The organism is Cytobacillus mangrovibacter, from assembly GCF_042865275.1.
GTDB lineage: Bacteria > Bacillota > Bacilli > Bacillales > Cytobacillaceae > Cytobacillus > Cytobacillus mangrovibacter.
The window spans coordinates 192882-208777 of sequence record NZ_JBIACJ010000005.1 but is presented as its reverse complement, the minus strand read 5'-3'; the positions used below and the strand labels follow the sequence as shown (position 1 = coordinate 208777).

At 39.6% G+C, this 15896-nt stretch carries 11 protein-coding genes and 1 other annotated feature; all 11 genes read left to right on the top strand.

Annotated elements, in window-relative coordinates; genetic code table 11:
* Positions 1–315: 315 nt before the first annotated feature.
* Positions 316–571, top strand: a binding site (T-box leader).
* Positions 572–649: 78 nt separating this feature from the next.
* Complete coding sequence (ilvB, locus tag ACFYKT_RS11335) at positions 650–2365, top strand: acetolactate synthase large subunit (RefSeq protein ID WP_389219520.1); 1716 nt, start codon at positions 650–652, stop codon at positions 2363–2365.
* Complete coding sequence (ilvN, locus tag ACFYKT_RS11330; protein WP_389219518.1) at positions 2362–2880, top strand: acetolactate synthase small subunit; 519 nt, start codon at positions 2362–2364, stop codon at positions 2878–2880. Before ilvB ends, ilvN begins: the two co-directional genes overlap by 4 nt.
* A 289-nt stretch (positions 2881–3169) precedes the next feature.
* On the top strand, positions 3170–4192 hold the full coding sequence (ilvC, locus tag ACFYKT_RS11325) for a ketol-acid reductoisomerase (RefSeq protein WP_389219516.1): 1023 nt from the start codon (positions 3170–3172) through the stop codon (positions 4190–4192).
* Entirely contained in the window at positions 4179–5726 is a 1548-nt protein-coding gene (locus ACFYKT_RS11320) for a 2-isopropylmalate synthase (RefSeq protein ID WP_389219514.1), read from the top strand. Before ilvC ends, ACFYKT_RS11320 begins: the two co-directional genes overlap by 14 nt.
* Before the next feature lie 65 nt (positions 5727–5791).
* Positions 5792–6904, top strand: a complete 1113-nt coding sequence (gene leuB, locus ACFYKT_RS11315; protein WP_389219512.1) for a 3-isopropylmalate dehydrogenase — start codon at positions 5792–5794, stop codon at positions 6902–6904.
* A gap of 327 nt (positions 6905–7231) precedes the next feature.
* Positions 7232–8644 carry a 3-isopropylmalate dehydratase large subunit gene (gene leuC / locus ACFYKT_RS11310; RefSeq protein ID WP_389219510.1) on the top strand — a complete coding sequence of 471 codons (1413 nt, stop codon included), beginning with the start codon at positions 7232–7234 and terminating at the stop codon, positions 8642–8644.
* A gap of 19 nt (positions 8645–8663) precedes the next feature.
* Positions 8664–9257 carry a 3-isopropylmalate dehydratase small subunit gene (gene leuD, locus ACFYKT_RS11305; RefSeq protein ID WP_389219508.1) on the top strand — a complete coding sequence of 198 codons (594 nt, stop codon included), beginning with the start codon at positions 8664–8666 and terminating at the stop codon, positions 9255–9257.
* A gap of 402 nt (positions 9258–9659) precedes the next feature.
* Entirely contained in the window at positions 9660–10685 is a 1026-nt protein-coding gene (locus ACFYKT_RS11300) for a tetratricopeptide repeat protein (RefSeq protein ID WP_389219506.1), read from the top strand.
* A 161-nt stretch (positions 10686–10846) separates the two neighbouring features.
* Entirely contained in the window at positions 10847–12130 is a 1284-nt protein-coding gene (gene tig, locus ACFYKT_RS11295) for a trigger factor (protein ID WP_389219504.1), read from the top strand.
* A 556-nt stretch (positions 12131–12686) separates the two neighbouring features.
* A complete protein-coding gene (gene clpX, locus ACFYKT_RS11290) occupies positions 12687–13952 on the top strand; it encodes an ATP-dependent protease ATP-binding subunit ClpX (protein ID WP_389219502.1) in 1266 nt (421 codons plus the stop codon).
* Positions 13953–14150: 198 nt separating this feature from the next.
* On the top strand, positions 14151–15818 hold the full coding sequence (lonB, locus tag ACFYKT_RS11285; protein ID WP_389219500.1) for an ATP-dependent protease LonB: 1668 nt from the start codon (positions 14151–14153) through the stop codon (positions 15816–15818).
* The last annotated feature ends 78 nt before the right edge of the window (positions 15819–15896 follow it).

Here is a 15896-nt window from a genome sequence, read left to right as displayed (position 1 = left end):
AAAACAATGGTAACGATAATGCGTTTCAACATGAAAAGCTCATTGGAAAAATATTTTTATAATCTTACAGAATATTTACAGGTCAACGATGAAAGCGTATACAATTAATCAGATTAATTTAAATTATCAAACAATTTTTAAAAAGGGTGTTGACGGTTTAATAAAATGGGCGTAAGATAGTCCTCAATATAAGAAATCAAAAAATTATGAAATAAAAACCAGCCAACTTTTAGGTTAGCGAAACCAATTAATACATAGTTTTTTTTAACCTAAAAATTCAATGGTTTAAAGTGCTAAAACAAAAAATATAATAGCTATAAAGCGAAGAAGAGGATAAGTAGTTTTATGAATTGGAATTTACAGAGAGCCGGAGCTGCTGTGAACCGGTAATTCCCCCATAAAATGAACTCACCTCAGAGCATCAGCTTGAAAGAGTCAATCGAGTAGAGTTGATCGGGTGTCTATCACCCGTTATCAAAACGGACAGGAAATAGTTGTCCATAAGTGCATGCAGATTGCGTGAATTTAGGGTGGTACCGTGGAATGGGATTAAAGCCTTTTCACCCCTTATACCTAGGATTAGTAGGTTTTTAAGGGGTGGAAAGGCTTTTTATATTGAATTAAAGGAAAAAGAGGAGGTTTTATACAAATGTTGCAGCAAGCTGCCATGGCAGAATCAAAGGCTAAGACCGAAATGGTCACTGGTGCTGATCTGTTATTAGAGGCCTTGGAAAAAGAAAAGGTGGAAGTGATCTTTGGATATCCTGGAGGAGCTGTACTTCCGATTTATGACAAGCTCTATGATTCAAAAATTCTCCACGTTTTGCCAAGGCATGAGCAAGGAGGAATTCATGCAGCGGAAGGGTATGCAAGAATTTCCGGGAAACCTGGGGTGGTTATTGCCACATCTGGCCCAGGAGCAACGAACATTGTTACGGGTCTCACAGACGCAATGATGGACTCTCTTCCGCTCGTCGTATTCACTGGTCAGGTTCCGACAAATGTAATCGGTTCTGATGCTTTCCAAGAAGCAGATGTTTTAGGGATTACAACACCGATTACGAAATACAATTACCAAGTTCGAAGGATTGAAGATATCCCTCGAATTGTGAAAGAGGCATTTTATATTGCAACAAGCGGAAGACCAGGGCCAGTCTTGATAGATATTCCAAAAGATATTGCAGCAACTGTATCAAAACCTCCAGAAGAACAAGAGATAAAGCTACCTGGCTATCAGCCAACCGTACAGCCTAACTATTTGCAAATCAGAAAACTATCTGAGGCAGTTAGTCGGGCGAAAAAGCCAGTTATACTTGCTGGAGCTGGTGTCCTTCTTGGGCAAGCTTCGAGTGAATTAAAAGCATATGCAGAACAGCAGCAGCTTCCCGTTATTCATACACTTCTTGGTTTAGGCGGATTCCCAGCAGACCATCAACTGTTTGTTGGAATGGCTGGCATGCATGGCTGTTATGCATCGAATATGGGTTTAAGCGAATGTGATTTATTAATTAATATTGGAGCAAGATTTGATGACCGGCTTACAGGAAATTTGCAATTCTTTGCCCCTCATGCAACGGTTGCTCACATCGATATTGATCCAGCTGAAATTGGGAAGAACGTTCCAACAGCCATACCAGTTGTTGCAGATGCAAAAGAAGCATTAAAAGAATTAATCAAGCAAAATGGAAAACCGCCAGCCCATTCGGAATGGTTGGAACAAATTCATAAATGGCAAGAGGAGTATCCTTATCATTATGGGGAGTCAGACACTCTTAAGCCCCAAAAAGTGTTAGAGATGCTTTATGAAAAAACAGCTGGGGATGCAATCGTCGTCACAGATGTTGGGCAGCACCAAATGTGGGCAGCACAGTATTACCAATTTAAAAAAGCGAATCGATGGGTGACTTCAGGTGGTCTTGGAACCATGGGTTTTGGATTACCGGCAAGCATTGGAGCGCAGCTAGCTGATCCGGAACGATGTGTCATTGCTGTTCTTGGGGATGGCGGATTTCAAATGTCTACACAAGAGCTTACAGTCATTAAAGAATTAAATCTCCCGATAAAAATCGCAATATTCAATAATTTATCACTCGGAATGGTTCGGCAATGGCAGGAAATCTTTTATGACAAACGGTATTCCCATAGTAAAATTCCTATCCAGCCTTCCTTTGTGAAGCTAGCAGAAGCTTACGGAATAAAAGGATATGAAATAAATACAGCTGAAGAAGCAGAAGTCCTTTTTGAGGAAGTGTTGAATAGCCGAGAGCCTGTTCTGCTTGATATTCGAATTGATCCTGATGAGAATGTCTATCCGATGATTGCCCCAGGGAAAGGGCTGCATGAAATGGTAGGTGTGAAACCATGAAAAAAATTATTAGTATGACGGTTTTAAACCGCCCAGGTGTTCTCAATCGAATTACGAATCTTTTTTCTAAGCGGAATTACAATATTGAAAGCATCTCTGTTGGGTTAACGGAACAAGAAGGCGTTTCAAGAATTACTTGCGTCATTCATGTAGAAAGTGATCGAGAAGCTGAACAAATTACAAAACAGCTGAATAAACAGATTGATATTTTAAAAGTAACAGATATTAGTGATCAAGCAATTGTGGCAAGAGAGCTGGCATTAATTAAAGTGCTCTCAACCCCGCAAACAAGAAATGAACTCTATGCATTAATCGAACCATTTCGAGCAGCTGTTATTGATATAAGCAAGGATAGCTTAGTCATTCAGATAACAGGAGAATCCGATAAGATTGAAGCATTTATCGAACTGATTAAGCCTTATGGAATAAAGGAGCTCGCTCGCACAGGAACGACAGCATTCCCAAGAGGAACACAAAAACCAGTCAATCCGCAAAAAACATACTCAATTGTTTAATTGGATGTTAGTAAAAAGCTTAGTTGATTGGAGTGGAAGGTGCGAGACTCCTCGAAAATGCTGTCGCATTTCCTTCGTGCGGTGTCAATCCTAAGAAGACTACTCAATGTCCTGCGGGAGTAGTGGGACAGGTGAGACCCCACAGGAGCGTTAGCGACGAGGAGGCTCAGCGCCCACCCCGCGGAAAGCGAGCATCCTGAAGCGGAAATCAACTTCCACAAATTATCTATTAATTAGTAATAACCTTTACAAGAATAGTCTTAGATTTAAAAAAGAGAGGAAGATAATAATGGCGAAAATGTACTATAACGGAGATGCAAATCCAGCTTATTTAAATGGGAAAAAGGTAGCGGTGATCGGCTATGGATCACAAGGTCATGCACATGCATTAAATCTGAGAGACAGCGGAGTTGAAGTCGTAATTGGGCTTCGCAAAGGGAAATCATGGGATAAAGCAGCAGAAGATGGCTTTCAAGTATATTCAGTAGCGGAAGCGACAGCACAGGCAGACGTAGTCATGATTCTTTTGCCAGATGAACTCCAAACGAAAGTATATAAAGAAGAAATTGAACCGAATGTAACGAATCAAGCACTGATGTTTGCCCATGGTTTTAATGTTCATTTCAATCAAATTGTTCCACCAAAGGAAAGCGATGTGCTTCTTGTTGCCCCTAAAGGTCCAGGCCATCTTGTAAGGAGAACGTATGAACAGGATGCAGGTGTTCCAGCACTTTTCGCTATCCATCAGGATGTATCAGGTGAAGCACAAGAGCTTGCTCTAGCTTATGCAAGAGGCATTGGGGCGTTACGTGCAGGTGCATTAGAAACCACATTTAAGGAAGAAACAGAAACCGACCTATTCGGTGAACAGGCTGTCCTTTGTGGAGGATTGACCTCACTTGTTAAGGCAGGATTTGAAACGTTAGTCGAAGCAGGATACCAGCCTGAACTAGCCTACTTTGAATGCTTGCACGAATTGAAGCTCATCGTTGATTTAATGTATGAAGGCGGATTAGAAGGAATGCGTTATTCGATCTCAGATACAGCACAATGGGGAGACTTTGTCAGTGGTCCGCGTGTAGTGGATGGAAGAGTGAAGGAAGAAATGAAAGCAATTCTTAAAGATATTCAGGATGGGAAATTTGCGAAAGGCTGGATCCTAGAAAATCAAGCAAATCGCCCTGAATTTAATGCAGTAAATGAGAGAGAAAAGCAGCATCAAATTGAGCAGGTGGGCAGAGAACTTAGAAAAATGATGCCGTTCGTTAATAGCGGAAAAAAGAAGGAAGCTGTTGCTAGTGCAAACCATTAAAATCTTCGACACAACCTTAAGGGATGGAGAACAGTCAGCCGGTGTGAACCTTAATTTTTCGGAAAAGCTAGAAATCGCCAAGCAACTGGAAAGGTTAAATGTAGATATTATGGAAGCGGGTTTTCCGGCCGCCTCGAAAGGCGATTTCTCGTCCGTACAAAAACTTGCCCAAACGATAAAAAATTGTTCTGTCACGGGACTTGCACGGGCAGTTATCTCGGATATCGATGCAGCATGGGAAGCGCTGAAAGACGGTGCAGAACCAAGGCTCCATACCTTTCTTGCAACATCGCCGATTCATCGAGAATACAAATTGAAAATGTCGAAGGAAGAAGTCATCCATACAGCTGTAGAAACAGTCAAATATGCAGCTAAGAAATTCCCAATTATTCAATGGTCGGCAGAAGATGCTTCAAGGACGGAGCTACCCTTCTTAGCCGAAATTATCGAAAAGGTCATTCAGGCTGGAGCGAGAGTAATTAATATTCCTGATACGGTCGGATATGGAACACCACAAGAATATGGAGCCATTTTTAAATACTTAAAAGAAAATGTTCCTTCTATTAATAAGGTTTCCTTATCAACCCACTGTCATGATGATTTAGGAATGGCAATCGCCAATTCACTTGCAGCAGTTGAAAATGGTGCAACGCAAGTAGAAGGAACAATCAATGGCATTGGGGAAAGAGCAGGAAATGCTGCTTTGGAGGAGTTTGCGGTAGCCTTGCATGTTAGAAAGGATTATTATCAGGCATCAACTCGTCTCAATCTTCATGAGATCAGCCGCACAAGCAGTCTTGTCAGCAAGCTGACGGGAATGATTGTCCCTGCGAATAAGGCAGTTGTCGGCAAAAATGCCTATGCACATGAATCTGGGATTCATCAGGATGGGGTACTCAAGGAAAAAACAACCTATGAAATTATTTCTCCGGATCTAGTAGGATTCCAGTCGAACTCTTTAGTTTTAGGAAAGCATTCAGGCAGGCATGCCTTTAAAAACCGGTTAGATGAATTAGGACTTAATGTTCCTGAGGAAAATATTAAACCGCTATTTAATGCATTCAAAGACTTAGCTGACCGCAAAAAAGAAATGACTGACGAAGATTTGGTTGCACTTGTCCTTGAAGAAGAGTTATCAAAGGAAGAGCGTTTCTATGAATTAATTCATTTGCAAATCCAATACGGGACGAATCAAGTACCAACAGCGACCGTTACTTTATCAGGAGCGGATAAGGAAGTCATCCAAGAGGCTGGAACGGGAGCGGGAAGTATCGAAGCCCTTTATAATACATTGGAAAAATGTGTGGAAGGGTCAATCAATCTATTAGATTACCGCATCCAGTCTGTTGGAGCAGGAAGAGATGCACTTGCCCAAGTATATGTGAAACTCACCTATCTGGATATTGAAACAAGTGGACGGGGGCTTGCACAAGATGTGCTGGAGGCTTCAGCAAAAGCATATTTAAATGCGATTAATAGAGTTATCTATATGAAGGATAAGGGACCTGAAGCGGAAATGAGCTTTACTAACTAATACCGATTGAAACAACCAGTTATCAAATATAAATACATTCATAATCATAAGACGGAGGGATAACAATGAAAAAACGTATCGCAGTACTACCAGGAGATGGAATCGGCAAAGAAGTGGCAAAGGGAGCAATTGAAGTTTTACAGGCTGTTGGAGAGCGTTTCGGACACCAGTTTTATTTTCAATATGGAATGATCGGTGGAGAAGCAATTGATGCGGTGGGGTCCCCACTTCCAAATGAAACAATTGAACTTTGCAAACAAAGCGATGCGGTTTTACTTGGAGCGGTAGGCGGTCCTAAATGGGAGCGTCAGCCAGCACACCTTCGTCCTGAGCGTGGATTATTAAAGATCCGAAAAGAGCTTAATTTATATGCGAACCTTAGACCAACAAGTTATTATTCTAGTCTTGCAGAATCTTCCCCGCTTCGGAAAGAAGTCATTGAAGGTGTAGACATGGTCATGGTAAGGGAATTAACTGGCGGTTTATATTTTGGCAAACCGAGTGAGCGTACACAGGAAAACGGTAAAGATGCAGTAGTAGATACGCTCTATTACAAAAGAGAAGAAATGGAACGAGTGATCAAACTGGCATTCCAGCTTGCAAAAGAAAGAAAAGGGAAAGTGACATCAGTTGATAAGGCAAATGTGTTGGAATCCAGCCGAATGTGGAGAGAGGTAGCGGAAGCTGTTTCTAAACAATATCCAGATGTAGAGCTTGAGCATATGCTTGTAGACAATGCAGCCATGCAAATGATTAAGCATCCGAAACGCTTTGATGTCGTTGTTACGGAGAATATGTTTGGGGATATCTTAAGCGATGAGGCTTCCGTATTAACTGGATCATTAGGCATGCTTCCTTCAGCGAGCCTATCTGAAGAGGGGCCATATCTATATGAACCGATCCATGGTTCAGCACCTGATATTGAAGGGGAAAATACAGCTAATCCACTGGCAATGATTCTTTCAGCTGCCATGATGCTTCGTTTATCATTTGGGATGCATGAAGAGGCAGAAGCAGTTGAGCAAGCAGTAAACCAAGTGCTTGATGCAGGATACAGAACGAAAGATATTATGACATTCGGCAAAAAAGCTGTATCAACAAAAGAAATGGTAGAAGAAGTGAAAGCAACACTTATGGACAATGAAGCCATCATGCATATCATGAGTGCGTACGCATAATAGCTAGTACCTAGCTATGGAATGACAAAAAAATCTGAAACACGACCACAGTTGGTCGTGTTTCTTTTAAAAAGGCTCTATTCTAAAAGATTGTTGTTTTTGAATAAGCTTTCAATTTACAAAAAAGATTAGTTGATTGGAGCGGAAGGTGCTCGACTCCTGCGGGAAGTGTGGGACAGTTGAGACCCCGCAGGCGTAAAGCGCCGAGGAGGCCGGGCGCCCACCCCGCGGAAAGCGAGCACCTGAAGCGGAAATCAACCTTTACCTACTACTTTTAGCAACAAAGTTTATGAAAACAGCCTTTAAAAAAGAAAGCAGGAGGAAAAAATGGGGAAAACAATTATTGATAAGATATGGGAAAAGCATGTTGTCCATCAAGAGGAAGGAAAGCCAGATTTAATCTATATTGATCTTCATTTAGTACACGAAGTGACATCTCCACAGGCATTTTCCGGTTTAAGAATGAAAAATCGGAAAGTAAGAAAACCGGAAAGAACATTTGCGACAATGGACCATAATGTGCCTACCGTTAATAGAAATAAAATCGATGACCCAGTGGCCTTAAATCAAATGACAACTTTAGAAAAAAATTGCTTGGAATTTGGCATCCCTCTTGCTGGTATGGATAGCCCTGAGCAGGGAATCGTTCATGTGATTGGACCTGAGCTTGGTCTAACACAGCCAGGAATGACGATTGTTTGCGGCGACAGTCATACTTCTACACATGGTGCATTTGGAGCCATTGCCTTTGGAATCGGTACAAGTGAAGTGGAGCATGTACTGGCAACACAAACACTTTGGCAAACGAAACCAAAAGCATTGAATATCGAAATAAATGGACAGCTGAGAAAAGGGGTTACAGCAAAGGATGTCATTCTCTATATTCTTTCCCAAAATGGAGTCAACTTTGGTCAAGGGTATGTGATTGAGTACAGTGGAGAAGTAATAAAAAAGATGACAATGGAAGAGCGAATGACCATTTGTAATATGTCTATTGAAGGAGGCGCCCGAGCTGGCTTAGTTAGTCCTGATGAAACAACTTTTTCTTATTTAGAAGGGAGAAAGCATGCCCCGAAAGGAAGGGAATTCGAGAAAGCTATCCAAAATTGGAGTGAACTCGCATCAGATAAGGATGCCGTTTTTGATAAAGTAATTTCCGTCGATGCAACGAAAATTACTCCAATGGTGAGCTGGGGAACAAATCCTTCCATGACTTCAAGCGTTAGAGAAAGGATTCCCCTTTTAGAAGATTGCAATAGTAAAATAGAGCAAAAATCGTTGGAAAACGCTTTAGCATATATGGGTTTAGAAGCGGGTCAGAAAATTGCTGACATTGAAATCCAGCATGTTTTTATTGGATCATGTACCAATTCTCGCTTAGAGGATTTACGGCAAGCGGCTGAAATGGTGAAAGGGAAAAATATTCATCCGAAAGTTAGAGCCTTAGTTGTTCCAGGATCACAGCAGATTAAGAGACAAGCTGAACAAGAAGGATTGGATCAGATATTTCAAATGGCGGGCTTTGAGTGGAGAGAATCAGGCTGCAGTATGTGCTTAAGTATGAACAATGATATCGTTCCGAGTGGCGAACATTGTGCATCCACCTCGAATCGTAATTTTGAAGGGAGACAAGGGTCAGGAGCAAGAACGCATTTAGTCAGCCCAGTAATGGCAGCCGCAGCTGCGATATATGGGCGATTTGTGGATGTTAGTGAATTAGTTGAGGCAGAAGTAATTTAATAGAAGGGAAGTGAAGAGAATGAGCGGATTTACAATTATAGAAGGAAAGGCCATTGCTATGGACCGGGCAAATGTTGATACAGATCAAATCATTCCAAAACAATTTTTGAAAAGAATTGAGAAGACAGGATTTGGTCAATATTTATTTTATGATTGGCGATATACGAAGGATGGCGAGTTAAATCCCCACTTTGAGTTAAACCTGCCAGAGAATCAAGGAGCAGCGATATTAATTGCCAATGAGAATTTTGGCTGTGGCTCTTCGAGAGAGCATGCACCATGGGCGTTATCTGATTACGGATTTAAAGCCGTCATTGCACCGACTTTTGCAGATATATTTCATCAAAACTGTTTGAAAAATGGAATGCTCCCTATTAAATTAAAACCAGAAGATGTTTCCTATTTATTAGAAGAGGCAAAAAAACAACCTCTTCAGCTGAAAATTGATCTTGAAAATGAAACCGTGACAAATAACGCAAGTTTTTCCGTTTCCTTCCCAATTAATATGTATTGGAAGAAGATGCTGATGAATGGCTGGGATGAAATTGAACTTACCCTTCAATTAGAAGAAAAAATAGTAAAATTCGAAGATGACGCTGCAGCTATATCTTAGGGCTCTTTTCTTAAAGAATGTTGTTTTTGAATAGATTGCGTGAATGAAAACTGTTGATACAATGGCCAAAAAGCTTGGTTGATTGGAGCGGAAGGTGCGACACTCCTGCGGGAGAAGTGGGACAGGTGAGACCCCACAGGTGCTTTAGCACCGAGGAGGCTCACCGCCCACCCCGCGGAAAGGGAGCATCCTGGAGCGGAAATCAACCTTTACCAACTATGTGTATATTAACGAAAAAAGCCTGTAGGGTATTCGAACAGAAAATGATCAGTAAGGCGATCAAAATTTTGCTCGTACACCTCACAGGCTTTTTTCTCATTATCCTTGTTTGAAGTTATATTTTGTTTTTTCATGATTTACATGCTAAACTTACTTCAAATTTAAGTTAGAGGCGGGAATTGAATGAAGAAACGAGATCGGAAAAAATTAAATGATAAAGTAATTCTTTTTCCCGATCTGGAAAAAAGGCTCCTTGAAAAAGGCCTCGAAAAAATGAAACAAAAAAGATTTAGGGAGGCGATTGACCTTTTTGAAGAAGCTAATCAGTTGGAGCCCGAAAATAGTGATGTCCATATTGGCCTAGTACTTGCTCACTTTGAATTAGGCTCTTTGCAAAAGGCAAAAGAACTAGCAAATGATATGCTGCAAAAAGGGATAGGAGAATATTTCCAAATCATTGATTTTTACCTGATGATTCTTGTTCAGCTTCATCAGTATGATGAAATTGTTACAACGATAGAAATTTTATTAGAGGAAAAAGAAATTCCCGTAGAGAAATACGAAAACTTTGCACGTATGCTTGAATTTAGTAGAAGGATGGTGAAAGCATCCACAACGATAGAAGTGGAACAGGCACCTCCTGAAGATTATGACGAAGAAATCGATTTGTTTTCCTACATAGATCAACAAGAGCAAATGATGTTAGCTGCCAAGCTTGCAGAAAGAAATATAAGATCATATGTTGATCGGATAAAAAATTATTTGACCTCAAATCAAGGGGATCTTTTCTTTAAAACATTGCTTCTAAACGTCTTGTCAGAGCATGAGTATGATAAAGAAATCAAGGTTAGAAAACTAGATAGAGAACTTTCGGTTATTCCAGCCAATCTTCCTGCTGTTCATGAGCTCCCTGATATGGAGTTAATACTCCGACTGTTAAGTGATCAAATAGAGCATGATGATCCAATTTTATTTGAAAATAGTAAAAGTCTAATCAACCGGCATTTTTTCATCCTCTATCCTTTTTCATTTGATTCATTTAAGGAAAATGTTTGGGCTGCTGCTTATCATTCCTTGGCTGCAGAATATTGTGGAATTCAGTATTCATATGAGGATTTTGCCTTAAGTTATCAAGTGAAAATGGAAGAGATGAACCAGGCACATGCTTTTTTAATGAAACTAGAAGAAATTTCATACGGCAATTTTTAGTCTTCAATGTTGAAAGAAAAAGAACGTGTGTTATAATATAATGGTTGTATATGTAAATGGTATTTTTTACTTTGTGAGAAATATTGCTTGCAAAACAAGAATTATCTATACCAATTCGTGATATATGAAATGATAATAGATTGTTGGAGGGAACTAAATTTATGTCTGCAAAATTTGAAAAGCTAGAAGGGAACCAAGGGGTTCTTACAATTGAAGTAGATGCAGAAAAAGTAAACGAAGGTTTAGACGCTGCATTTAAAAAAGTCGTTAAACAAGTAAACGTACCAGGCTTCCGTAAAGGGAAAATGCCTCGTGGAATGTTTGAAAAACGTTTCGGTATTGAATCTTTATATCAAGATGCTGTTGATTTTCTTCTACCAGAAGCATATGCAACTGCTATCGAAGAAACTGGAATCGAGCCAGTTGATCGTCCAGAAATCGATGTAGAGCAAATGGAAAAAGGCAAAAGCTTAATCTTTAAAGCAACAGTAACAGTTAAGCCAGAAGTGAAACTTGGCGAATACAAAGGACTTGAAGTTGAAAAGTTCAATACTGAAGTGACTGAAGAAGACGTTACTAATGAATTAACTGCTATGCAAGAAAAGCTTGCTGAGCTTGTTGTAAAAGAAGAAGGCAAAGCTGAAAACGGCGATACAGTTGTTATGGACTTTGAAGGATTTGTTGATGGTGAAGCATTTGAAGGCGGCAAAGCTGAAAACTATTCACTTGAACTTGGATCAGGTCAATTTATTCCTGGGTTTGAAGAGCAATTAGTAGGAATCTCTGCTGGAGAGTCAAAAGATGTTGAACTTACTTTCCCAGAAGAATACCATGCTGCTGAACTAGCTGGTAAGCCAGCAGTTTTCAAAGTGACTATTCATGAAATTAAAGGAAAAGAACTTCCTGCACTAGATGATGAGTTCGCTAAAGATGCTGATGAAGAAGTAGAAACTTTAGATGCACTTAAAGAAAAAGTGAAAACTCGTTTAGAAGAAAGCAAGAAACATGAAGCAGAGCATTTTGTACAAGATACAGTAGTAGAAACAGCTTCTGCAAATGCAGAAATTGATCTTCCAGCTGTTATGATTGATACGGAAGTTGACCGTATGATGAATGAGTTTGGACAACGTCTTCAAGCACAAGGCATGAATCTTGAGCTTTACTTCCAATTCTCTGGTCAAGATGAAAGTGCATTACGTGACCAAATGAAAGAAGAAGCTGAGAAGCGCGTTCGCGTTAACTTAACACTTGAAGCAATTGCAAAAGCAGAAAACATCGTAGTAACTGATGAAGAAGTAACTGAAGAGCTGAATAAAATGGCTGAAATGTACAATATGACAGTTGAAAACATTCAAAAAGCTCTTGGAAGCCTTGAGGGCCTAAAAGGCGATCTTCAAGTTAAAAAAGCAGTTGATTTCCTTGTGGAAAACAGTAAAACTGTTTAATATAATAAAAAAGAAGCTAAACATAAAAGTAAGCTAGATAAAAAACATAATGAACAAGGCGCGATATAATCGTGCCTTGTTTTGTACAATTGACATACTTAATTTTTACTGGAGAATTTTTTAAAATCTTTTTGGCATGAATAAATCAGCATTTAAGCTTAATTTATTCTATTCCGACTTTTTAAACCTCACCTCCAGACTATACATATGCAGTTTTTGGATAAAAACTATCGACTTAATTTGACCATTATTGGTTAAGCTTATTTAGAATATCTTTTTTTCAGCCTAAGCGAATCGTCTATAAACATACATAACTGATCATGATCTTTTGTTAAGTGTTATCATTTCCTGTCCAAAGTGGAAATGTGTTACAATGCAATATACATAACTAATGAAGAATAAAGAAATAAACGTACGCTTTGACCAGCGATGATAAGTTCACATCGGCTGGCTAGGCGCTAAAAGCAAGATAGTTTTCAAGGCTGAAACTAATTTGTTTGTATACGATTCGCATAAGCTTTTTATAACGATTTGAAGTTTTCAAGGGGTGAAGGATTTGTTTAAATTTAATGATGAAAAAGGGCAATTGAAGTGTTCATTCTGTGGCAAAACACAGGATCAAGTTCGTAAGCTTGTTGCCGGTCCAGGAGTTTATATATGTGATGAATGTATTGAACTTTGTACCGAGATTGTAGAAGAAGAGCTTGGAACGGAAGAGGAAGTTGAGTTTAAGGATGTTCCGAAGCCTTCAGAAATTCGTGATATTCTTAATGAATATGTCATTGGTCAAGATCAGGCAAAGAAATCCTTATCAGTTGCTGTGTACAATCACTACAAACGTATTAATTCCAACAGCAAAATTGATGATGTGGAACTTTCAAAAAGCAATATTGCTATGATAGGGCCGACAGGAAGCGGAAAAACATTGCTGGCGCAAACATTAGCTCGAATTTTGAATGTGCCTTTTGCCATTGCTGATGCTACTTCATTAACAGAAGCGGGATATGTAGGGGAGGATGTTGAAAATATTCTCTTGAAGCTTATCCAATCTGCTGACTATGATGTTGAAAAAGCAGAAAAAGGAATTATTTATATTGATGAAATTGATAAAGTTGCCAGAAAATCTGAAAATCCTTCGATTACAAGAGATGTATCTGGTGAAGGAGTTCAGCAGGCATTATTAAAAATTCTTGAAGGGACAGTTGCAAGTGTTCCTCCACAAGGCGGACGAAAACACCCGCATCAAGAATTTATCCAAATTGATACAACAAATATCTTGTTCATTTGTGGCGGAGCTTTTGATGGAATCGAGCAAATTATTAAGCGTCGTCTTGGACAGAAGGTAATCGGTTTTGGATCTGACTCGAAGCAAAATGAGCTTGAACAAAAGGAACTTCTATCAAAAGTATTGCCTGAAGATTTATTAAGATTTGGTTTAATCCCAGAATTCATCGGTCGTCTTCCAGTTATTTCGAGTTTGACGCCTTTAGATGAAGAAGCATTGATAGAAATTCTTACTAAACCTAAGAATGCGCTTGTTAAACAATATCAGAAAATGCTTGAGCTTGATGATGTTGAGCTTGAGTTTGAAGAAGAAGCACTTGTTGAAATTGCCAAAAAAGCAATTGAACGCAAAACAGGTGCCCGTGGTCTTCGTTCAATTATTGAAGGAATCATGTTGGATGTGATGTTTGACCTTCCTTCACGTGATGATATTAAGAAATGTATCATTACGAAAGAAGCGATCGTGGATAACTCTGCACCGAAGCTAATTCTCGAAGATGGAACAATCATTGATGAAGAACGCAAAACGTCTGCTTAAAAAAGCATGGCTAATTCTTTAATTTAATTATTGCATAACTATGCTTTATGAAAGCCAAACCGTAAAAGGTTTGGCTTTTTTGCAGCTATTTTTAGTGTATCAATCCTTCTTCATTTCTAATAAATTCTTGTTTATTCCAACTCAGTGAAGGAGATACTAGCATTATCAGCGAGAACTTTTAATGCAGGAGGGAACTATATGAGTTGGACGGGGATTGCCTTATTTATTCAACTGTTTTTTGGAATCGTGATCGGGCTTTACTTTTGGAACTTACTTAAAAATCAGCGAACACAAAAGGTTTCCATTGATCGAGAGTCGAAAAAGGAGATGGATCAACTAAGAAAGATGAGATCTATTTCTTTAACAGAGCCCTTAGCAGAGAAAGTAAGACCATCTAGTTTTGCTGACATTGTTGGACAGGAAGATGGAATCAAGTCGCTAAAGGCGGCACTATGCAGTCCAAACCCGCAGCATGTAATCATTTACGGACCGCCTGGTGTTGGGAAAACTGCTGCAGCTAGACTTGTATTAGAAGAAGCCAAAAAAACGGCAAAGTCACCATTTAAACCTTCTTCTGTTTTTATTGAATTAGATGCAACGACTGCTCGTTTCGATGAACGAGGTATCGCTGACCCGCTCATTGGCTCTGTTCATGATCCAATTTATCAGGGGGCTGGTGCGATGGGACAAGCTGGTATCCCGCAGCCTAAACAAGGAGCCGTAACAAATGCGCACGGAGGCGTACTGTTTATCGACGAGATTGGCGAGCTTCACCCGATTCAAATGAATAAATTATTGAAGGTTTTAGAGGATAGAAAGGTATTCTTAGAAAGTGCCTATTATAATGAAGAAAATACACAAATTCCAAATCATATTCATGATATTTTTAAAAATGGGCTCCCTGCTGATTTCAGATTAGTTGGGGCAACAACGAGAACACCAAGTGAAATCCCGCCTGCGATCCGCTCAAGATGTATGGAGGTATTCTTCAGAGAATTATCAGAGGAAGAAATCATCGAGATTGGAAGAAAGGGAGCTCAAAAGGTTAATCTTAAGATTAGTGAAAATGCATTAGCTATATTAGCCTCCTATGCTAGAAATGGCCGAGAAGCGGTGAATCTGATTCAAATTTCTGCTGGGCTAGCCATCACAGAGGATAGGGACTACATAAAGGATGAGGATATTGAGTGGGTGATTCAATCAAGCCAGCTCACTCCAAGAATGGAAAGGAAAATTAATGCGAATGCAGCTGTCGGTCTTGTGAATGGACTTGCAGTATATGGGCCAAATACTGGGGCGCTTCTGGAAATTGAAGTTACGGTAATACCAGCTGCGGATAAAGGAAGCATTAATATTACGGGAATTGTAGAAGAGGAAAGCATTGGTGGGCAAGGAAAATCTATTCGCAGAAAAAGTATGGCCAGAGGGTCGATTGAAAATGTCATTACAGTCCTTCGATCAATGGGGGTTCCAGCAAATGATTATGATATTCATGTAAACTTTCCTGGAGGTATTCCAATTGACGGACCTTCAGCAGGTATTGCAATGGCAACGGGGATTTATTCAGCCATCTACAACCTTCCAATTGATCATACGGTAGCAATGACTGGAGAAATAAGCATCCATGGACATGTCAAACCAATTGGCGGCGTGTATCCGAAGGTGAAAGCAGCGAAGAAGGCTGGAGCAAAAACAGTGATTATTCCAGCGGAAAATATGCAATCGATTTTGAAAGAAATAACAGGGATAAGAATTGTTCCTGTAAGCCATTTGAATGAAGTTTTTGATATAGCCCTACTAAAGAATTTCCACCTCGAGAAATCGATAACTGCTTCAATCGAATTAGCGAAAAAAGAAAGCATTTAGATGGTGCGATAAACTTCGGCTTGCAATCGAATGCGATAAGCCGAAGTTTTCTTTATGCAGTTAAAGAAATGTGCTTGT

Excerpts from the sequence above, each read along its gene's own strand:
- ilvB (WP_389219520.1), top strand. The coding sequence starts at position 650 with ATGTTGCAGCAAGCTGCCATGGCAGAATCAAAGGCTAAGACCGAAATG.
- ilvN (WP_389219518.1), top strand. The coding sequence starts at position 2,362 with ATGAAAAAAATTATTAGTATGACGGTTTTAAACCGCCCAGGTGTTCTC.
- ilvC (WP_389219516.1), top strand. The coding sequence starts at position 3,170 with ATGGCGAAAATGTACTATAACGGAGATGCAAATCCAGCTTATTTAAAT.
- leuB (WP_389219512.1), top strand. The coding sequence starts at position 5,792 with ATGAAAAAACGTATCGCAGTACTACCAGGAGATGGAATCGGCAAAGAA.
- leuC (WP_389219510.1), top strand. The coding sequence starts at position 7,232 with ATGGGGAAAACAATTATTGATAAGATATGGGAAAAGCATGTTGTCCAT.
- leuD (WP_389219508.1), top strand. The coding sequence starts at position 8,664 with ATGAGCGGATTTACAATTATAGAAGGAAAGGCCATTGCTATGGACCGG.
- ACFYKT_RS11300 (WP_389219506.1), top strand. The coding sequence starts at position 9,660 with ATGAAGAAACGAGATCGGAAAAAATTAAATGATAAAGTAATTCTTTTT.
- tig (WP_389219504.1), top strand. The coding sequence starts at position 10,847 with ATGTCTGCAAAATTTGAAAAGCTAGAAGGGAACCAAGGGGTTCTTACA.
- lonB (WP_389219500.1), top strand. The coding sequence starts at position 14,151 with ATGAGTTGGACGGGGATTGCCTTATTTATTCAACTGTTTTTTGGAATC.